Genomic DNA, 19,820 nt, shown 5'->3' on the forward strand with positions numbered 1-19,820 from the left:
GATGAGGTGAGAGCTGTGAATAATATGATCGAAGTGTTCGTAAAGGGCATTGCAGTAGACGAGGACAACAACCACATAGTCCTGTTGAGCGATAGGGAAGAGACAAAGGTCCTGCCCATAGTTATTGGCCCTATCGAGGCGATGGCCATTCTGATGAACATGCAGGGCGTTGCCCCAAACCGTCCCCTTACACACAACTTACTTAAAAATCTCCTGGATTTGCTTGGAGCCGAGGTGGAGCAGGTGATAATAACCAATATCAAGGATAATGTGTACTACGCAAACATTTACGTCAGGCACGACAAATATAATTACGAGGTCGATTCTCGGCCTAGTGACGCCATTGCCCTGGCTGTAGCCTATAATGCTCCAATTTACATGGATATGAAATTGACCGAATTTACCGTCAACCCTTCAGACCTGAATGTGGAGCGCCAATGATATTTCATTGTTCGACTCGATACACTAACATTACATTTGAACGACCTGCTCCTTAAGCACTTTTAGGTTCAGTATTCTATCTACCCTAAAAACTCTTTCTTCCTGACGAAAGCTGCAAAATGCCCGCATTCCCATGTATCTTTTGCCTTTATATTCCATCTCGCCAACCTCGATTGGCCGCACGATCCTGACGTTTTTTTCGTTGCTTGGTTTTAAGTAGAGGATTTCCAAAGACATGCCCTCGAAGATGGCCTTCTTTATGACATCGATCTTCTCTTCTAACGACATGGCTTCTTCTGCCTTTTTATATTGGCACCTGGTCAAAAAGTGCACGACATCCCAATCCATCCAAATATGTTCCCTTTTGATCGGTTTTTTAAGGATGATCCCATCAAGGGACGTGCATCGGCTTAACGCCACGTAGACCTGGCCGTGAGCAAAAGCTCCCCGTCCTATGTCTATGATCACTTTATCAAAGGTCTTGCCCTGGCTTTTGTGGATCGTCACGGCCCAGGCAAGCATAATAGGGTATTGCGTGAATTTGCCGATCGTCTGGGATTTAAGCTTATCTCCTTCCACATAGAGGTGAAATATCTCCCACGTATGTGGCGTTATTTCAACCTCACTGCCGTCGGAAAGTTCAGCTGCTATGATGTAGCTTTCTTTATCTTCATCTTCCAAAGTATCCTTGTAAATGTCTATAACCTTGCCAATGCTTCCGTTCACCCATCTGCCGAGCGAATCGTTGTTCAAAAGCATTATTTGAGCTCCGACCTTGACCTTCAACTCCGGAGCCGTGGGCAGGTAATCATTGCCAAATTCGCCCTTGATCGCGCCCTTGAAGATATATGTCTTTCCTTTCAACCTTGACAGTTGCTGCTCGTTAATTTCCTCAGCTCGCTTGTTCGTCGTCGTCAAGTACACGAAAAATTCGTCGCGGTCAGGCTCAAAGTCTGGCATAACTCGGCTATTTAAAAGCTTTAAGTCATCGTCGGTAACAGTCTTGTTGCGTATTGCACCGAGGAGGTCTATAAATCTTTGGTCGTGTTGGCGATATATTTTATCAAGCTCGATGAACTCGAAATCCATGGAATCGAAGACCTTTGCACTGTAAAAATAGGGGCTTTCATAAATGGTCTTAAAGACTTCCTTTTCGTTCTTGGTGACCACCGGCGGAAGCTGGTAGAGATCCCCGATGAAGATTATCTGAATGCCACCAAAGGGTAGCTTTTTCTTGGGCCCGTTCAGCCTCAAGAACTTGTCTACGCAATCGAGCAAATCTGCCCTTACCATCGATACCTCATCTATGATGATGGTATCGATCTTCTTGTAAATGCTGGTCGAGCCCTTTGGGGTATTTATCTTTTTTATCTGGTCCAATGTGACGTTGGGCTTAAAACCAAAGAACGAATGGATCGTTTGCCCCTTGACGTTTAAGGCAGCGACCCCGGTCGGGGCTAAAACTATGGCCTTTTTGTTGGTGTTTTGCTGAAAATACGTCAACAAGGTGGATTTTCCCGTGCCGGCCCGCCCTGTTATGAATACGTTTTTATCGCTGTTTTCCATGAGATCTAAAGCCTTACGAAAACCTTCGTTTAACTCTATTTGTGCCATGTCACTTCTAGCTCCAATTTTATTATTTTTAAGGATACTTAAAGTTAAACCAATGATAACATCCTTCGAGCTGAATATTAAGTCCTTTACGTATAGCGAGGCGTAATGTAAACTTGATCACTCACAGCAGTTTTGTGATATACTTACTTGCAAATAATAAGATAATTAAAATTATCGTCTACTTCTTGATCTACAAAATGCAACATTATTGCATGTTTAGCAACATTCCTCAAGCAGGACTTTTCTTGCGATGTCATAAAGAAGGTTATTTAACAAACTCGATATTTTTCTGACATGTAAACCATATTGAACAATACGTTTATTAATGTTACGATATCATGTATAAAATATACATTTTGCTCCGAGCCATTTAACCTAAAGACCCTTCATGGGCTCCATGGTTTCTGGCCAATGGGTATCTTTGGAAACGAGGATGCCTCCCATGTTTGGAAAGGAGGAAATGTTAAAGAAAGCTTACGCCTGCCGTAGGTTATCTTTAGCAAAAAGCTGCCTCCTTTAAGCGAGGCAGCTTTTTTAAACCTCCTTTAGCGCTAGATGGACGCTTTAAGGCTGGTATGGCGAATTAATAACTTAAAGAAAGGAGGTCACTTGGGTCGAAGTTTGCCATATATGAGCTTTAGGGCGTTCGAAAAAAACGAGGAGGGAAACCATGAAACAGTATTTAAGGAAAAGCATCAAGGTCAACGGATGTCCTCACCACGTAGTCGCCTCCCCCGACGCCATGCTGGTCAACGTAATTAGAAAACAACTCGGGCTAACGGGAACAAAGCTTGGATGCGGATCGGGACAATGCGGAGCATGCGAGGTCATAATGAACGGCAAGCTCGTGCGTTCCTGCATCGTAAGATGGGACAAGGTGCCGCAAGACGCTGAAATTCTCACCATAGAGGGCTTAGGAAGACCTGAGAAGCTTCACGCGCTTCAGTGGGCTTACGTAAAGACGGGCGCCATACAGTGCGGCTTTTGCACGCCGGGATTTATCATGAGCTCTAAGGCCTTGCTCGACGAAAACCCGAATCCGACTCGTGAAGAGGTACGAGATTGGTTCCAGAAGAACCGAAACGCCTGCAGATGCACCGGTTACGTCCAGATCGTAGATGCCGTCATGCTTGCCGCTAAAGTCTTGCGCGGCGAAGAGGAGATGACGGATTTCTCGGAACTGACTCGAGACGGGAAAATATGGGGAAGCCATTACCCGAGGCCAAGCGCTGTATATAAGGCAACCGGCACATGGGACTTCGGCGACGACGTAGCGCTAAAGTTACCTGAAGAGACGCTTTTCGCCGCCTGCGTATGCCCCGAGACTCACCATGCCGTAGTCAAAAAGATAGATTTCAGCGAGGCCGAAAAGATGCCCGGTGTATATAAGGTCGTGACGGCAAAAGACATCTACGCAAACAAGGGCACGAATAGAATAAGGGGTCAGGTGGGATCTAAGACCGCCACGACCAACGGCTGGGAACGTCGAATCCTCGTAGAGGAAGGAGACAAGATTCGCCAGTGGGGAGAGGCAGTAGCGATAGTCTGTGCCGACACGGAAGAGCACGCAAGGGCTGCAGCCGATGCCGTGAAGGTAGAAATCGAAGAACTCCCAGCGCTTTTGAACGTCAAAGATGCCATGACACCCGGGGCAGTAAAGGTGCATGAGGACATACCCGATATAGACGGAATACCTAATGTGTTTAACAAACGGCCCATAAAGAAGGGCAACGATCCAAAGGAAGACTTAGACAAGGCTCCCTACGTAGTTGAAGACGAATTTTACAGTTCGAGGCAACCTCATTTGACGATAGAGACCGATTGCGGATTTGGCTATTTCGACGAAGAAGGCCGTTTGACGCTTCAGACCAAAAGTATCTGCGTGTACCGCCATCAACTCATGATAGCCCGCGGTTTAGGATTACCGCCTTCAAAGATACGCGTCATACAAAATAACATGGGTGCCACATTCGGCTACAAGGTCGGCCCCACGAACGAACACTTGATTGGCGCCTGTGTAATTGCCACGGGAAGGCCCGTTTACATGAGGCTCGACATGAAAGAACACATCATTCGCACGCCCAAGAGGTCGCCCTTTTTGATGAAGATTCGAGTTGGAGCTGACGAAAATGGCAAGCTGGTAGGCTTAGAGCATTATTGGTACGTAGACCATGGACCTTACTCGGAATCCAGCCAAGACTTAACCAACAAGGGCGGACAGTTCATGCTTGCGCCTTACAGGGTAAACAATATTCGTGGATGCGGTTACACCGTATTTACCAACCACAAATGGTGCACGGCCTTTAGATGTTATGGCGGACCGCAAACCTACTTTGGAGGAGAGCTTGCCATAGACATGTTGGCTGAAAAGGTCGGCATGGACCCCTTGGATTTCCGCGAGAAAAACTTAATCCAGCCTGGCGATACCTTACCCAGCGGCCAAAGGCCGGAAGTTTATCCACTTCAGGCCATGGTCACCCATATACGGCCACTTTACGAAGAGGCTAAAAAACAAGCTGCCGCCTTGTCAACCGATAAGATAAAGCATGGCGTGGGCGTTGCCATAGGGATTTACAACTCAAACGACGACGGCCCCGACGAGGCAAACAGCCACATCGAGCTGACTAAAGACGGAGTGATACTTTACAACACATGGGAAGACCACGGACAGGGAGCAGACATGGGCTGTGTCGGCACGGCACACGAGGCGCTAAGGCCGTTGGGCTTGAGACCTGACCAGATAAAGCTCGTCTGCAACGACACTGCCAAAGCGCCAAATAGCGGAGCGGCAGCAGCCAGCCGTTCTCAGGTCATGGTCGGGATGGCCATCGTAGACAGCTGCCGAAAACTTCTTGACGCCATGCGAAAGCCCGACGGCACGTACAGGACCTACGACGAGATGATCGCCGAAGGCATACCCACCTACTACGAGGGCTACTATAAAGCTACCTTGCGAAACGTAAATGGTGAGATCCAACACTGCACGGGCATGGACGATGAAACGGGTCAGGGCTATCCCTTTGCCAATCACATGTTCGGCGTCTTTTTAGCAGAGGTGTCGGTGGACGTAACGACAGGAGAGGCAAAGGTCGACCGCATGACGCTGGCATGTGACGTGGGAAAGATCAACAACTACGCCATCGTGGAAGGGCAGCTATACGGAGGCATCGCCCAGGGCATAGGGTTTGCATTGAAGGAAAACTTTGAGGACGTAAAAAAACACAACAACCTCTTAGCTTGCGGGTTTCCTTACATCAAGGATATACCCGACAATATCCGCCTGATACACATGGAATCCCCCAGGGAGTTCGGTCCCTTTGGCGCTTCCGGCACGGGTGAGGTTCCGCTTTCGGCACCTCATGCTGCTATAATAAATGCGATACACAACGCCTGCGGCATCAGGCTAAAGACGATTCCTGCAACTCCGGATAGGATACTAAAGGCTTTGGAGGAGGCTAAAAAATGACGGACGAAGATTTAAGGGAACCTTTGGCGGGAAAGCTGGAAGACCTCCCAGAGCTTAAGGCCTTTTCGCTCGGGGAAGGCGTGGTAAAGCGAATAGTCTTCGGCCCCGGACGCTTCTTCGATGACTACGTCGTCCGTTTCTTTACCCTTCCGCCAAACAGGATGATCTCCGAACACCAACACGAATGGCCGCACTACCTGATCACCCTGGAAGGACACGGTCAGGTCATCATAGAAGGAGTCACGTGGGATCTGCCCGAAAAGTCCTGGGCCTTCGTGCCGCCCGACGTTCCTCATTCCTACGGAAACGCCTCGGACAAACCCTTTAGGTTCCTTTGCATAGTGCCGTGGTTTGGAGATCCTGACGGCAAGCGGGCAAGGGCAAGATTGGAACGTGCAAAAAGCAAATAAGACCCATTGACAAATTAAAAATATCCTTGTAAGATTCATGCAACTCATTTTTTAATACGGTAACGGCGATGACGCAAGAGGCTGGAGGGTTCAGGCATCAACAGAGATGAGCGTTTAACGAGCTGAGAGGCGCTCTTGATGCACCGTAAGGCCCAAAGCTTGCGGGAGCTGGTATGGAAAGGTCGCAATGGGCCGGAGTACATGCCCGGGTTGCCTCCGTTAAAGGGCTAAAGAGAGGAACATCTTTGCCCCTATAGCAGAGATGTTCAAGATGGGTGGTACCGCGGGTATTATGGCTCGTCCCAGTTTTTTGGGACGAGCTTTTTTATATCCAAATATAGGAGGGATAAACATGTTTAGGGGAACTGGCACCGCATTAATAACGCCTTTTAATGAAGGAAGGGTAGATTTTGAGAGCCTCGAAAAGTTACTTGATTTTCAGGTCAGAAACGGCGTAGATTTTCTGGTGGTGCTTGGAACCACTGGAGAGGCAGCTACGATCTCAAGCTCGGAGAAAAAGGAAATCATACGTTTTTGCATCAATAAAGTTGGCGGTAAGATCCCTGTTGTGATCGGCACGGGTTCAAATTGTACACAAACAACGGCAGAGACATCACTTGCAGCGCTTTCCTTAGGAGCTGATGCAGTATTGATCGTAACGCCTTACTATAACAAACCGCCTCAGGAAGGGCTCTATCAACATTATCGAACAATTGCCTCGCGTCTTGGAAGCGGTCAAATAATCATTTATAACGTTCCTGGCAGGACGGGCGTCAACATACTGCCCGAGACAGTTTTAAGGCTTACCGAGATTTCAAACATAGTGGGGATAAAGGAGGCATCAGGCAGTCAGGCACAAGTCGATTCGCTGATAAGAATGGTGAAAAAGGCAAGAGGGGACTTCGCTGTGCTTTCCGGTAACGACGATCAGGCCTTTCACCTGGTAAACGCTGGGGGAGACGGTGTAATCTCAGTCCTTTCCAACGTAGCGCCAAAGGAAACTTCTGACATGATACGCTACGCACTGCAAGGAAACGTGGAGGAAGCGCGGCGTCTTCACCTGCAGCTTTTCCCCTTAATGAAGGGTCTTTTCTGCGAGACGAATCCAATTCCCGTGAAATACGCCGCCAGCAAGTTGGGCTTGTGCAAAAACGAGCTGCGCCTTCCTTTGGTTCCCGCATCGCAGAAGGCGATGGCGGAAGTTGACAGGGCTATGACAGAAGGGAGGATACTGCAATGCGTTATGGCCTAGTTGGGTCGACCGGCAGGATGGGACAGGAAATTCAGAAGGCCTTTGTCGATCACACATTGTGTCTGACCGTAAACTACGAAGGAAGCTGGAGCGATGGTGGCAAACCCGACGTCATAATGGATTTCTCAAATCCAAGCTGCCTTCCGGAGACGGTCCGGCTTTGCAGAGAACATGGGGCAGCTTTGGTGATAGGAACCACTGGCCTAAAAGACGGTGACTTTGAAATGTTAAGGGAACTTGCAAGGCAAGTAGCTGTGGTGCAAAGCTATAACTTCTCCATCGGCATCAACGCCTTAAAAATAATCCTTGCCAATTACTCGAAATTCTTCGAGGATTGGGATCTGGAGATCGTCGAGATACATCACAACAAGAAAAAGGACGCCCCCTCGGGAACGGCAATCATGCTTCAAAATGCCACAGGAAGGCCTTGTCCCATGCATTCTCTTAGGATCGGCGGTGTACCGGGAGATCATAACGTAATCTTTTCAAACGAGGGCGAGGTGCTCTCCTTTAATCATAGGGCGATATCGCGAAGCGTCTTTGCCTACGGCGCCTTAAGGGCAGCGGAGTTTGCAGCCACCGCAAAACCCGGGCTTTACAGCTTCGAGGAGGTGCTTCAATGCAGCCTGAAGAAATCATAAAGCTGATAAGCCAATCTCAAAAGACGACGCCATCGATTGCTTTCGTATCCGGCGATCTGAAGGACCTTGAAATAAAAAACGTGAAATTCGTGGGCGGTGCCGATTTCGGTGTCCTGTTAGGGGATTATAAGGAGATCGAAGAGGTAATTGAAAGCAATAAAGGGCGCATTAAGGGTTATCACATCGAGGTAAGGGCACGAAATTCTGCCGTCCCGCTGGCTGATCTCACGAAATACGATGCCCGTATAGAACCTGGGGCGATAATAAGGGACATGGTCGATATAGGCAAAGGTGCAGTGATCATGATGGGCGCAGTGATAAACATAGGAGCGGTCATCGGAGCGGGCACGATGATAGACATGAATGCAGTGATCGGCGGAAGGGCAATCATCGGATCCAACTGCCACATAGGAGCGGGTGCCGTCATAGCCGGCGTAATAGAGCCACCCAGCGCTACCCCCGTAATCATTGGAGATAAAGTTTTAATTGGCGCCAACGCCGTAGTCTTGGAGGGAGTAAGAATCGGAAACGGTGCCATAGTGGGTGCAGGTTCCGTTGTGACAAAAGATGTACCGGAAAATGCCGTGGTTATTGGTGCCCCGGCGAGGGTTGTGAAAATAGTGGACGAAAACGTCGCCCAAAAGAGCAAAATCGTCGAAGAATTGAGAAACCTATAGCAACGACAAATTAATGGAGGGATATGTCCTTGATCGTACAAAAATACGGAGGTTCATCGGTTGCGACGCCTGAAAAGATCAAAAAGATCGCAGAGAAGATAAAAAAGACAGTCGAGTCGGGAGAAAAGGTATGCGTGGTGGTCTCGGCCATGGGAAAGACCACTGACGAACTGATTGCGTTGGCAAAAAGAGTTAGCGACTCACCTAAGCCGCGTGAGCTGGACATGTTGCTTTCTACCGGCGAACAGGTTACAGCGGCTTTACTTTCCATAGCGCTCAATGACATCGGCGTGCCTGCCGTGTCCTTCAACGCCTTTCAGCTCGAGATGATCACCACCTCCGATTTCAACAACGCTCGCATAATCGACATAAACGCCGAAAGGTTGCTCGATGAATTTCAGACCAACGACGTTATCGTCGTCACCGGTTTTCAGGGAATAACCAATTTGAAGGACATCACGACGCTGGGACGGGGCGGTTCAGACACGTCTGCCGTTGCAATAGCAGCGAAGCTGAACACTAAATGCGAGATTTACAGCGACGTAGCCGGAGTCTTTGCCTGCGATCCCAAGATTATTCCTTCTGCTAAAAAGCACGAATATATAACGTACGACGAGCTCATGGAGCTCGCATCCATGGGGGCAAAGGTCGTTCATTCCAGGGCCGTAGAGATAGCCAAGAAATTTAACGTGGCACTATACTGTGCTTCAACATTTTCAGAAGAGAGGGGAACTTACGTGGTGAATGCTTTGCCGGAATGGCTGGAACAACCTGTAGTAATGGGAGTGACGATGGACAAAAACCAACGCAAGTTCACGATCAGTCCGATGCCGGGTGGACAAAGGGCTCAAGTTCATCTTTTTGAAGCATTAGCTTCAAATAATATCAACTTGGACATGATATCCATAGTGAAGGACAACGGATACACCTATCTGACGTTTACTGTCGTTGAGGGGGCAAGCGAAAGGGTCAGGGAGGTAGTTGAAGAGGTCTTATCCCAATACGGCGAACATAGGCTCATAGAAGATGACGAAGTAGCAAAGGTAACGGCCGTGGGCGTCGGTATGGAGTCCTCGCCTGGAGTGGCCGCAAGATTTTTTGCCGCCTTGGATAAAGAAGGCATTAGCTTGCTAGGCACTAGCACATCAGAGATAAAGATTTCGACCTTGGTTCCCAAATATGATGCAGAAAGGGCAGTAAGGGCTGTAGCCAAAGAATTCAATTTGGCATAAGGATATTGAGTTTAGCATTCTCTCTCTTCTTAGCAATACATTTGTTTCGTCATAAAATATGCAGTATAATTATCATGTCGTGCTTGTGTTTAAATTGCAGTTCATTGTACTATAATAAAAAATCAATCAAGGAGGAGAGAGGGAAATGCGGAAAGTCAAAGCGGTTACATGGTTTTGTTTATGCTTTGTCTTGCTCTTTGCCTTAACTGCAAGTTATACGGCTGTGGCTCAGGAAAAGCCCATCAAAATTGGCTTACAGGCGCCAATAACCGGTCAATGGGCTTATGAGGGCGAAATGGCCAAAAATTCCGTCGAAGTCGCACTTCAGATGATCGAGGAGCAGGGGGGCATCTTGGGCGGTCGTAAGATTGAAATCGTGATCGCTGACGATGCCTCCAACCCGAGAGATAGTGCACTGGCAGCACAAAGGTTGGTCTCGCAGCGAGTAGCGGCCGTCATCGGCACGTACGGTTCATCGGTCAACGAGCCTGCCGCAGATATATACGAAGCTAATAAAATGATTGACATTGGCTACGGAAGCACTGCAGTCAAATTAACCATGGCCAAAGAACGAAAGTACTTCTTCAGGACCTGTGGGCGCGACGACGTCCAGGGGGAGTTTTTCAGCGAATACGCCGTAGGAACGATGAAGGCCCGTCGTATAGCAATAATGCATGACAATACAACGTTTGCCTTGGGGGTAGCCGAAGAGGCAAAAAGAGCACTGAAACAGTACATAGATGCAGGCGTGGCAGAGCTTGTCTTTTACGATGCCATTACCCCTGGTGAGAAGGACTTCACTCCAATCCTAACAAAGCTGCGTGAGACCAATCCTGACATATGGTATTTTACCGGATATTTCCCCGAGGCAGGGTTGCTTGTGCGTCAGGGCCGCGAGCTGGGCATTAAATGCCCCTTCGTAGGTGGCAATGCAGCCATCAACGAAGACTTCGTGAAAATAGCGGGCATTGAGTACGCTAAAGGATGTCTGATGACGCAAGAACCGATGCCGACAGACCTCGATACCCCTAAAGCAAAGCGATTCCTCGAAGTGTACAGACAAAAGCACAACACCGTTCCTACCAGCCCATGGCCCGTCTATGCCGCAGATGCACTCTTTGCTCTGACGTGGGCCATCGATAAGGCCGGTTCCACCGATACCGATGCCATGTTAAAGGTGCTTCACACAAACATGGAAGGCTGTCAGGGAATAACGGGAAGCATCGCCTTCACGGATCGCGGCGACAGGAAGGGGATACTTTATAAGATGTACGTGGTGACCGATAAGGGAGAAATGGTCGTCTACAAGCCATAAAACAGGGTAGAAAGAGGGGTTTGCCTTGGCGATACTGTTAGAACAGCTCCTAAACGGTCTGACTATTGGTTCTTTTTATGCGCTCATAGCTTTAGGTTATTCTATGGTCTACGGCGTCATGAAGTTGATCAACTTTGCGCACGGCGACTTATTCGCCTTGGGAAGTTACATGGGCTATACCCTTTTAGTATGGAGTGCGGGGGCCATAAGCCAAAGGTTTGGGCTATGGGGAGGAATGGCTGCGGCCCTCCTTTTCTCGTTCTTCGCCGTAGGATGTGTCGGAGTTTTGATGGAAAGGATAGCATATCGTCCGGTACAGAAATCAGGTAGGCTTCCGCTAGTGGTATCTGCTTTAGGTGCATCGATATTCATAGAAAATTTAATTATGGCAATATGGGGACCACGCTATCAGGCATATCCCGCCTCAGTGGTTCCCGTGCACACCATATCCTTGGGTTTTTTTCATATCACTGTGATGCAGCTTTTCATATTGATTTTATCTTTTGTGCTAATGTTGATCCTGTATTTCATCGTCCAAAAGACGACGTTTGGTGCTGCAATAAGGGCTACGGCATTGGACAGAGAGATGGCAACGATCCTGGGCATAGACGTTGGTAAGATCACGTTGTTCATATTCTTCCTTGGACCGGCATTGGGGGGCATGGCCGGAGTGATGAACGGAATGTACTATCGCCAGATTTCGTTCGTCATGGGGTGGAATTACGGCCTCAAGGCCTTTACGGCCACCATACTTGGGGGGATAGGAAACATTCCGGCTGCCATGCTTGGTGGACTGCTTTTAGGTTTAATCGAGATGTTAGGGGCAGCATACATATCCAGTGCATGGAAAGACGTCTTCACCTTCTTAATTTTGATCATCATCCTGATCTTCAGGCCGACTGGGCTCATCGGCGAAAAGATTGCCGAAAAGGTGTAAGCTTATGAGAAGAAAAAAGCTTAATTTGCCACTGTTGCTGGTGATCGTGTTTTTTTGTGTTTATCCCTTTTTTTCTAATTTCTACTGGATAGATGTAGCTTTTTTCTTTGGAGTATATGCGTTGCTCGGCTTAAGCTTAAACATAGTGTTGGGCGAGACGGGGCTTTTTGACCTTGGACATGCAGCCTTTTATGCAATTGGAGCTTACGTAACGGCCATCCTGAATACCTCTTTTGGTATCCCTGTCATTTGGTTGTTGCCCGTTAGCGCCCTAGCTGCCGGTCTTTTTGCCTATATAGTTACTTCTCCCATCATACATCTTAGAGGAGACTATTTGTGCGTCGTTACCATAGGGATCGGGGAAATCGTGAGATTAGCTTTGATAAACAATCCCTTTAAACTGACGGGTGGCCCGAACGGCATAACGGGCATCATGAGGCCGTCCTTTGGGTTGTTCGCCATCGACACCTCAATCAGGTTTTATTTCTATGTCTGGGGAATATTGGCCATATTCATAATATGTTTAATAAGGCTGCAGAGATCGCGCATTGGCAGGGCCTGGAATTATCTCCGCGAAGATGAGATAGCAGCAGAGATGAGCGGAGTCGACGTTAGGCGCTTCAAGTTATTGGCTTTCGTCTTGGGCGCCGCGTTGGCCGGGGTCGCTGGAAATATCTACGCAAGCAAACTGATGATAGTCTCTCCCGATACGTTTACGTTTCTTGAATCATCTTTGCTTTTCTGCATAGTCATGTTGGGTGGATTGGGCTCTATCCCCGGTTCGGTACTAGGGGCAGGCATCATAACGATTTTCCCGGAGATATTTAGGGTCGTAGCAAACTACAGGATGCTGTTTTTTGGAGGGGCTTTAGTCATAACCATGATATTTCGTCCGGGAGGAATCTGGCCAAGAAAGAGGGAAGTCATAGCGCTCCAGGCCGATGAAGCCAGTGACGTCAAAGAAGATATCAAAGCATTAAAGATCATCGACCCTATGCCAACGTCTAACGTGGCCACAAATGAAGATACGAGCATATTTGAAAGGCATATCCTTGTCACAGATAAGTTGACGATGGCCTTTGGAGGGTTGGTGGCCGTAAAAGACCTGGATTTAGTGGTAGGTCACGGCAAGATTACGAGCATCATAGGCCCTAACGGAGCCGGTAAGACCACGGTCTTCAATGTGGTAACAGGAATTTACAAGCCCGTGTCAGGTAAGGTATACTTTGAAGGCAAAGATATCACCGGATTAAAGCCACACCAGATTACAAGCCTGGGAATAGCGAGGACCTTTCAAAATATAAGGCTTTTCCCAAACCTGACGTGCATAGAGAACGTAATGGCCGGACTTCATTACAAGATGAAATCTTACGTGGTATCGTCGATCTTAAGGACCGATTCTCAAAAGACGGAAGAAAAGTGGGCATTCGATACTGCCAGATACTGGCTTATGAAGGTTGGGCTTGGCAATGTGGGAAATGAACTCGCCAAAAACTTACCTTACGGCAAGCAGAAGATGCTGGAACTTGCAAGGGCGTTGTCTTCCATGCCGAGACTGCTGATATTGGACGAGCCATCTTCCGGCCTAAACGACAGGGAAACAGAGGATCTCATGATATTTTTGGAAAATATATTGGATGAGTTGGATATATCCATATTATTAATCGAGCACGATATGAACCTCGTCATGGGCATTTCTCATTGGGTAGTAGCTATGGACATGGGCATGAAGATTGCTGAAGGAAAGCCTAGTGACATCTACAACCACCCAAGGGTCATAGAAGCGTACTTGGGCAGGGAGGAATAGCGATGTCGGAGCTATTGATCGTCGAAGACATTGTCGTGACCTACGGAGCCGTGCAGGCGTTAAAGGGAGTATCCCTCAGGATACATGAAGGCCAAACGGTAGCCGTTTTAGGTGCAAACGGAGCCGGAAAATCGACCATGCTAAAATCCATCTCCAAGATAGTGCCGCTAAAAAGCGGAAAAATATATTATCAAGGGAAGGACTTAAGCTTAATATCACCGCACGATCTTGCCTACCTTGGAATTTCCCACGTACCCGAGGGTAGGAGAGTATTTCCCACCCTTACCGTAGAGGAAAATTTAAACCTGGGAGCCTATGGCAGCAGAAAAAGGCTGTCTCAAGGGGAGATTGAAGCGGAGAAAAAGTGGATCTTTGAGCTTTTCCCTGTGCTTTACGAGAGGAAAAACCAACTTGCAGGCACACTTTCAGGGGGAGAGCAGCAGATGCTGGCCATAGGAAGAGGCTTGATATCGAAACCCACGTTGCTTTTGTTGGACGAACCCTCCTTGGGATTGGCCCCCATATTGGTCAAGGAGATCTTCAATGCCATAAAGAAGATTCACGAAGAAAGAGGCGTATCCATATTGCTTGTAGAACAAAACGCAAAAAAGGCATTGGCCGAAGCAGATTACGCCTACATCCTGGAGACCGGCAAGATCAGCATCGAAGGCCCGGCCCATGAACTTGCCAATGATGAGAGGGTAAAGGCTGCCTATCTAGGTGGAAGTGCTTTAGACAAGAAGGCTTCTGCCCAAAATATAAAAGATGAATCAGAGGCGGAAGAAAAATGAGAAAAAAGAGGGGAATGGCGCGTTTAATTCGTTGTATAATATTATTATTCTTGTTTAGTTTAATGCTGGGGTTTACTGCATATGCAAGCTCGGAGGTGGTTCAATTGCAAATAAAGGTCACTTCGTCGGCCTTCAAAGATGGCGATTTCATCCCGTCGAAATATACCTGTGACGGAAAAGATATCATGCCTCCTCTTAGTTGGCAGGGAATACCTGAAGAGACACAAAGCATAGTATTGATCGTAGACGATCCGGATGCACCGAGCGGGACATTTACGCACGCTGTTTTCTTCGACATCAGCCCCACAAAGGAAGGAGTAGCCGAGGGAGAGGAACCGGGAATTTCCGGCATAAATGACTTCGGACGACTTGGATATGGTGGACCCTGTCCGCCAAGAGGTCACGGGGTACATAGATATTATTTCAAGGTTTACGCTTTAGACGTTCAGTCATTAAAACTAAAAAGCGGCGCCTATAGAACAGCAGTTGAAAGGGCCATGAAGGGACATATCGTAGCCTACGGAGAACTGATGGGAAAATACGAAAGACGATAAAGGCCTAATCGACTGATATCAGAGCCTTACTGTTAAGCGGCCCCTTGATCTCTATTTGTCGAGAGGCCGCGTTTTTGATAACTTGCTATATTTAATTAATTAGCATTTGAGTTTGTGTTTTGCTTGCTTTTTATAGAAATATATAGTAAAATATATACAAATATTGAACTAGGAGTGATGTCCGGTGACCGAGAAGTTGGTTTGCATACGCGAAAAATTAGCTTCCCACATCGGAGCTCGCGTTAGATACCGACAGCCAAAGGGAAGGCGAAAGACCGAAGAACACGAAGGCATAATTATGGAAACCTATCCGAACATATTTACGCTCTTCGTAAAGTCTCAAAATAGCACAGTATCCTTTCGTTATACCGATCTGTTGACCCACGACGTAGAGATGGAATTACTCTCATCTAAAGAGCGAATCGCCTTCTAAATCAAATTTATGAAGAGTGATGTTACTCAGCCGTGATGCGCTTAGATTTTAGCGTAATTTATATAAAATACCTATCGTGAGGCCCCTTCATTAGAAAGGGGCCTCACGATTTTTGAAGTATTAAGGAAATTAAACGGATACTATTTGACCTTTCACTATGCGTACATAACCCTTTTCCCCAATAGAAACCTTTCCCTCCCTCAATATCTCGACTTTCTCGTCAGGCGGCAAATTGGTAAAGACTACAGGTGACATTATGGAGGGAGCGTTTTTCGATATATAATCAAGATCCGCTCGCAGCAACAGTTGACCTTCTTTCACCCGTTCTCCCTGACTGACGAAGGCCTCAAAGCCCTTTCCTTGAAGTTTAACGGTATCAATGCCGACATGAATCAATATCTCAAGTCCATCGTCGGTGACCATGCCTATCGCATGCTTGGTCGGAAAGAGCACGACAATTCTGCCATCTGCCGGCGCAACTACAGTACCGTCCTTAGGCAGTATGGCAAAGCCGTCTCCCATGATCTTGCTAGCGAACGTATCGTCCGGCACCTCCGATAGGGGCATCAAAGTTCCAGTCATGGGCATGGCTATAAAGACACCCTCGCCGGAATGGCTTTCTTTGCCAAGCTGTTCTTCCGGCATCTTAATGGTCTCCGGCTGCGTTCCCCGCATTATTTCAAGCATTTGCTCCTTAATGGCTTCCGACTTGGTGCCAAAGACAACTTGTAGGTTATTTTCTACCTGCATGACGCCAGAGGCGCCTAGGGTTTTTAATCTATCTTTATCAACCTTAGATGCATCTCGTACCGAAACCCGTAAACGGGTAATGCAGGCATCTAATTTAGTTATATTGTCCCGTCCCCCCAAAGCACTTAACACTTCATATGGAAGAGATCTGGCAGGCTTTGCACCCATGGAGACGGCTGCGGGTCCATTTGATAAGGCTTCCGCTTTTTCCCTTCCGGGAGTGGGCAGATTGAACTTTTGGATCGCATAGCTGAAGACGCTGTAGTAAATGACCGCAAAGACTAACCCAACAGCGATTACCAACCACCATGGCTCTCGTCCGGGAACCACGCCAAAGAGGAAAAAGTCGATGGCACCGCCCGAGAAAGTATATCCAATGTTAATGTCCAGCAAGTAAAGCACCACAAAAGATATTCCATCAAGAAAAGCATGAAGAAAATACAAGAGCGGCGACAAGAACAAGAAAGTAAACTCTATTGGTTCGGTAATGCCGGTCAAAAACAAAGTCAAAGCTGCAGATGCAAGAAGCCCCCCGACAACCTTTTTGTTTTCCGGCCTTGCCAGGCGATACATCGCAAAGGCGGCAGCGGGAAGTCCGAACATCATTACGGGAAACTCACCGGCCATGAAGTGTCCGGCCGAGAGCCTCACTCCATCCCTCAGTTGGGCGAAGAAGATATTCATATCCCCGTGAACTATATTTCCGGATAAAGTCTTATATTGCCCGAACTCAAACCAAAAAGGTGCATGCCATATATGGTGTAGGCCAAAGGGGATCAGCAAGCGTTTAACGAATCCGAAGAAAAACACGGCTACAGGATAAGCAGACCCCGTAAGGTACTGAGATAGTGCGTTCATGCCCGATTGTACATATGGCCAAAGGAAAAACATTGCTATTCCAACGAAGAAGGAGCTGAAGGCCGTTATGATTGGCACAAAGCGTTTACCGGCAAAAAAACCGAGGAAGGGCGGTAATTCTATGGTGTAATATTTGTTATAACACCACGCTGCTAAAGCTCCTATTATAATTCCCCCAAAAACGCCCGTTTGAAGGGTGGGGATGCCAAGTACCAGGGCGTATGCAGGGTTGTTTTGTGACAATATCATATCAATCGACAACCCACCTATGACGCTCATGGTAACGTTCATTACAAGATAGCCCACTAAAGCTGCAAGCGCTGCAACGCCAGCACCACCGGATAGCCCTACGGCGACTCCAAGCGCAAATATGAGAGGCAGGTTATCGAAGATGATTCCGCCAGCCGATTCCATAATTGAGGCCAGGCTGACGAAGAAACCGTGCTGGAAAATGGGCAAGAGAGATACCACATCCGGATTTTTCATGCTAGTTCCTACGGCGAGCAACAAGCCGGCAGCAGGCAATATCGCCACCGGAAGCATCAACGATTGCCCTATCCTCTGCAGTTGACCGAAAGACTTCTTAAACACTATACACACCCTCCTATCTCCGTAGTTATATGCAACAAAAAAGGCATGAGCAAAAGAGAAGCAACACCCAAATGTTGCATACTCTTTTGCTCATGCCTGCACTGACACAGTTACACGCAAAAGGAGCACGCTTGCCAACTATTTAGTTTTTATAATATTTTAATTACACCCCACAGCTTGTATGGCATTATACAATCTCTGTAAATGCAAAGTCAAGTATACAGCTTCAGCTTCCGGGACCGGTTTTTTTAATATATTTTGCATGCATTTCATTAACTTCCAGGCTAAGGTATAGCTCAATGGACATTCCTTCTGCAACGCTTCGTTTAAAAAACCGACATCGTCAGCGTATTTGCCTGATTCTATCCTATCGATCGTGAAGTGGAGGTGACGGATAAACCTGAAATAGTTTATATCATTCCTATCGACCGGCATCTTAAAGGCGTTTTCAACAATGTTTACCAGTTGGGTGATCAGCTGGGTCCTTTTAGTCACGTTTGAAATATGAGCATTGGATAGCGCACAATGAATATGGAGAGCTATGAAGCCAACCTCATCCTCGGGGATGGCCAGGCCAAGTCTTTCTTGAAGCCATTCTGCAAGTTTCAAAGCCACTTTATATTCCAGTGGGTATGCAAGCTCCGTTTCCAACCTGAAAGGATTTCGTATTTCCACGCCATCCCTAATTCGCTTTAACGCAAAATATAAATGATCCGTAAGGCTAACGTGTATATGTTCATTTAGGGGGGCATTCAACATGCTTTCCACATAGGCGATCGCTTCATTCATAAGGGCAACGAATTCCTCGCCAACCTGGTGAACCAACTCGACATATTGCCTTTGTTCCTCTGGATTTTTTAGGACAAAGACTTTTTCGACTTCAGCTTTGGTTATCTGATCTCCTGCAATTTTCTTAAATCCTATGCCCTTGCCTAACAACACAACTTCATTGTAAACTGGATGCTCGGCTATCAATGCGTTGTTGTTCAAAACCTTCTTTACTCTCAGCATATCCATCACGTCCGAGACATTTTAATATATTTTATCTCTTTACAATAATCCTCACAAGTGCAACGATATTATGGATTAATCGACATCCTTAATGATCAAAGATACAAACTCTCAGACAGGCTAAAATTCGGCCAAAAATTAATTTGAGAAGAATGATGGGAGGAAAGATATCATTGATATACATCCCAAGCTATATAAAGATAAACCTGGCCTTAAGGGTGTTCGTCGCACGACAGGACGGCTATCATGAGATCGCAACGTTATTCCACAAAGTCGGGCCTATCGAGTGGCTTAGCATTAAAAGGTCCACTAATTTTGCCGATGAGGACGCGGTCGCTAGTCATAACATTTCCATATCGGGGACCAACACCATCTCGAGAGCCATCGATTTCTTGAGAAGTAAGGGCATAAAACTGCCTCCCGTCGAGTGCGACGTATGGAAAATATTACCCGTAGGAAGTGGAATAGGCGCAGGAAGCGGTAATGCCGCAGCCGTACTTGAATGGGCTTCCACGGTTTACGACGCAGAGCTTGATCCTCATGAACTGGCATCACTTGGAGCTGATATCCCCTTTTTCCTGTCAAAGGCAAAGACGGCATTAGCCACGGGAGTAGGAGAAAGGCTAAAGCCCCTCGATTCCCTAACCGGATTGTTTGTCCTGCTGGTCATTCCTGATAAGAACATCTCCACGGCAGAGGCCTACAGAAAGCTTGATGAGGGCAGAAAAAATGGAGAAATCAGCATAGTTCCCGTCTCATTTGCCATCTACGAAGCCTTAAATATATATGGCAATCTTGAGAAGAAGGAAAAAGTGGGCCTGCTTCCCAATGACTTTATGCCTGTATTGAAAAAGGAGAGCGATTTTTACGACAAATTCTTCAATTTGTGCGATACCTTCGAGAGCAGCTTGGCCTGGGGGCTCAGTGGAAGCGGTTCTTCAGCTTTTTGCCTCTTTACCGATAGACATGAAGCCATCAAAGCACAGGAAGCAGTAAGCCTTAAGCTGGATGAGATCAGCAAAATATTCGTGTTGGAGTGA

Annotated in this window: 17 protein-coding genes and 1 riboswitch; of the genes, 14 read left to right on the plus strand and 3 right to left on the minus strand. The window is 47.3% G+C overall.

Going from position 1 to position 19,820, the window contains the following annotated elements:
* Window positions 1-24 precede the first annotated feature (24 nt).
* Window positions 25-441: a bifunctional nuclease family protein gene (locus BUQ78_RS00660; RefSeq protein WP_074200127.1), complete on the plus strand. Its 417-nt coding sequence runs from the start codon at window positions 25-27 to the stop codon at window positions 439-441.
* Window positions 442-471: 30 nt separating this feature from the next.
* Here BUQ78_RS00660 and BUQ78_RS00665 read toward each other — a convergent pair whose 3' ends face one another.
* Window positions 472-2,055: an AAA family ATPase gene (locus BUQ78_RS00665; RefSeq protein WP_074198974.1), complete on the minus strand. Its 1,584-nt coding sequence runs from the start codon at window positions 2,053-2,055 to the stop codon at window positions 472-474.
* Window positions 2,056-2,402: 347 nt separating this feature from the next.
* A riboswitch (molybdenum cofactor riboswitch) is annotated at window positions 2,403-2,528 on the plus strand.
* A 197-nt stretch (window positions 2,529-2,725) separates the two neighbouring features.
* On the opposite strand from BUQ78_RS00665, the gene BUQ78_RS00670 reads away from it, so the two are divergent.
* The 12 genes from BUQ78_RS00670 to BUQ78_RS00725 all read left to right on the plus strand — a co-directional run bounded on the left by BUQ78_RS00670 (window position 2,726) and on the right by BUQ78_RS00725 (window position 15,570).
* Window positions 2,726-5,521: a molybdopterin-dependent aldehyde oxidoreductase gene (locus tag BUQ78_RS00670; protein ID WP_074198975.1), complete on the plus strand. Its 2,796-nt coding sequence runs from the start codon at window positions 2,726-2,728 to the stop codon at window positions 5,519-5,521.
* Entirely contained in the window at window positions 5,518-5,931 is a 414-nt protein-coding gene (locus BUQ78_RS00675; protein WP_014806840.1) for a cupin domain-containing protein, read from the plus strand. The genes BUQ78_RS00670 and BUQ78_RS00675 overlap by 4 nt, the downstream gene beginning before the upstream one ends.
* A 352-nt stretch (window positions 5,932-6,283) precedes the next feature.
* Window positions 6,284-7,183: a 4-hydroxy-tetrahydrodipicolinate synthase gene (dapA, locus tag BUQ78_RS00680; protein WP_014806839.1), complete on the plus strand. Its 900-nt coding sequence runs from the start codon at window positions 6,284-6,286 to the stop codon at window positions 7,181-7,183.
* Window positions 7,168-7,824 (plus strand): 4-hydroxy-tetrahydrodipicolinate reductase, encoded by a 657-nt coding sequence (locus BUQ78_RS00685; protein WP_074198976.1) that lies wholly within the window; start codon window positions 7,168-7,170, stop codon window positions 7,822-7,824. The genes dapA and BUQ78_RS00685 overlap by 16 nt, the downstream gene beginning before the upstream one ends.
* Window positions 7,803-8,501 (plus strand): 2,3,4,5-tetrahydropyridine-2,6-dicarboxylate N-acetyltransferase, encoded by a 699-nt coding sequence (dapD, locus tag BUQ78_RS00690; protein ID WP_074198977.1) that lies wholly within the window; start codon window positions 7,803-7,805, stop codon window positions 8,499-8,501. Before BUQ78_RS00685 ends, dapD begins: the two co-directional genes overlap by 22 nt.
* Before the next feature lie 23 nt (window positions 8,502-8,524).
* Window positions 8,525-9,733 (plus strand): aspartate kinase, encoded by a 1,209-nt coding sequence (locus BUQ78_RS00695; RefSeq protein WP_074198978.1) that lies wholly within the window; start codon window positions 8,525-8,527, stop codon window positions 9,731-9,733.
* Window positions 9,734-9,878: 145 nt separating this feature from the next.
* Window positions 9,879-11,048: a branched-chain amino acid ABC transporter substrate-binding protein gene (locus tag BUQ78_RS00700; protein WP_074198979.1), complete on the plus strand. Its 1,170-nt coding sequence runs from the start codon at window positions 9,879-9,881 to the stop codon at window positions 11,046-11,048.
* Between the two features lie 25 nt (window positions 11,049-11,073).
* On the plus strand, window positions 11,074-11,985 hold the full coding sequence (locus BUQ78_RS00705; protein WP_014806834.1) for a branched-chain amino acid ABC transporter permease: 912 nt from the start codon (window positions 11,074-11,076) through the stop codon (window positions 11,983-11,985).
* Window positions 11,986-11,989: 4 nt separating this feature from the next.
* The gene (locus BUQ78_RS00710) at window positions 11,990-13,792 is read left to right on the plus strand and encodes a branched-chain amino acid ABC transporter ATP-binding protein/permease (protein WP_074198980.1); all 1,803 of its coding nucleotides are present in this window, start codon (window positions 11,990-11,992) and stop codon (window positions 13,790-13,792) included.
* 2 nt (window positions 13,793-13,794) lie between these two features.
* Window positions 13,795-14,583, plus strand: coding sequence for an ABC transporter ATP-binding protein (locus tag BUQ78_RS00715; protein ID WP_074198981.1), 789 nt, complete (start codon window positions 13,795-13,797; stop codon window positions 14,581-14,583).
* Window positions 14,584-14,678: 95 nt separating this feature from the next.
* On the plus strand, window positions 14,679-15,137 hold the full coding sequence (locus BUQ78_RS00720) for a YbhB/YbcL family Raf kinase inhibitor-like protein (protein ID WP_318259636.1): 459 nt from the start codon (window positions 14,679-14,681) through the stop codon (window positions 15,135-15,137).
* Between the two features lie 184 nt (window positions 15,138-15,321).
* On the plus strand, window positions 15,322-15,570 hold the full coding sequence (locus BUQ78_RS00725) for a Veg family protein (RefSeq protein ID WP_014806830.1): 249 nt from the start codon (window positions 15,322-15,324) through the stop codon (window positions 15,568-15,570).
* Between the two features lie 129 nt (window positions 15,571-15,699).
* Here BUQ78_RS00725 and ptsG read toward each other — a convergent pair whose 3' ends face one another.
* The gene (gene ptsG / locus BUQ78_RS00730) at window positions 15,700-17,769 is read right to left on the minus strand and encodes a glucose-specific PTS transporter subunit IIBC (RefSeq protein ID WP_074198982.1); all 2,070 of its coding nucleotides are present in this window, start codon (window positions 17,767-17,769) and stop codon (window positions 15,700-15,702) included.
* Window positions 17,770-17,928: 159 nt separating this feature from the next.
* Complete coding sequence (gene glcT / locus BUQ78_RS00735) at window positions 17,929-18,780, minus strand: glucose PTS transporter transcription antiterminator GlcT (protein WP_084532114.1); 852 nt, start codon at window positions 18,778-18,780, stop codon at window positions 17,929-17,931.
* A 173-nt stretch (window positions 18,781-18,953) separates the two neighbouring features.
* Between glcT and BUQ78_RS00740 the strand changes: the two genes are divergently transcribed.
* Window positions 18,954-19,820 (plus strand): 4-(cytidine 5'-diphospho)-2-C-methyl-D-erythritol kinase, encoded by an 867-nt coding sequence (locus BUQ78_RS00740; protein WP_014806827.1) that lies wholly within the window; start codon window positions 18,954-18,956, stop codon window positions 19,818-19,820.

This window comes from Acetomicrobium flavidum (assembly GCF_900129645.1).
GTDB classification, from domain to species: domain Bacteria; phylum Synergistota; class Synergistia; order Synergistales; family Acetomicrobiaceae; genus Acetomicrobium; species Acetomicrobium flavidum.

What these genes read in the sequence shown, in the direction of transcription:
- dapD (WP_074198977.1), top strand. Translation starts at nt 7,803, where the DNA reads ATGCAGCCTGAAGAAATCATAAAGCTGATAAGCCAATCTCAAAAGACG.
- BUQ78_RS00685 (WP_074198976.1), top strand. Translation starts at nt 7,168, where the DNA reads ATGCGTTATGGCCTAGTTGGGTCGACCGGCAGGATGGGACAGGAAATT.
- BUQ78_RS00715 (WP_074198981.1), top strand. Translation starts at nt 13,795, where the DNA reads ATGTCGGAGCTATTGATCGTCGAAGACATTGTCGTGACCTACGGAGCC.
- BUQ78_RS00695 (WP_074198978.1), top strand. Translation starts at nt 8,525, where the DNA reads ATGTCCTTGATCGTACAAAAATACGGAGGTTCATCGGTTGCGACGCCT.
- BUQ78_RS00675 (WP_014806840.1), top strand. Translation starts at nt 5,518, where the DNA reads ATGACGGACGAAGATTTAAGGGAACCTTTGGCGGGAAAGCTGGAAGAC.
- BUQ78_RS00700 (WP_074198979.1), top strand. Translation starts at nt 9,879, where the DNA reads ATGCGGAAAGTCAAAGCGGTTACATGGTTTTGTTTATGCTTTGTCTTG.
- BUQ78_RS00665 (WP_074198974.1), bottom strand. Translation starts at nt 2,055, where the DNA reads ATGGCACAAATAGAGTTAAACGAAGGTTTTCGTAAGGCTTTAGATCTC.
- glcT (WP_084532114.1), bottom strand. Translation starts at nt 18,780, where the DNA reads ATGCTGAGAGTAAAGAAGGTTTTGAACAACAACGCATTGATAGCCGAG.
- BUQ78_RS00710 (WP_074198980.1), top strand. Translation starts at nt 11,990, where the DNA reads ATGAGAAGAAAAAAGCTTAATTTGCCACTGTTGCTGGTGATCGTGTTT.
- BUQ78_RS00660 (WP_074200127.1), top strand. Translation starts at nt 25, where the DNA reads ATGATCGAAGTGTTCGTAAAGGGCATTGCAGTAGACGAGGACAACAAC.
- BUQ78_RS00670 (WP_074198975.1), top strand. Translation starts at nt 2,726, where the DNA reads ATGAAACAGTATTTAAGGAAAAGCATCAAGGTCAACGGATGTCCTCAC.
- dapA (WP_014806839.1), top strand. Translation starts at nt 6,284, where the DNA reads ATGTTTAGGGGAACTGGCACCGCATTAATAACGCCTTTTAATGAAGGA.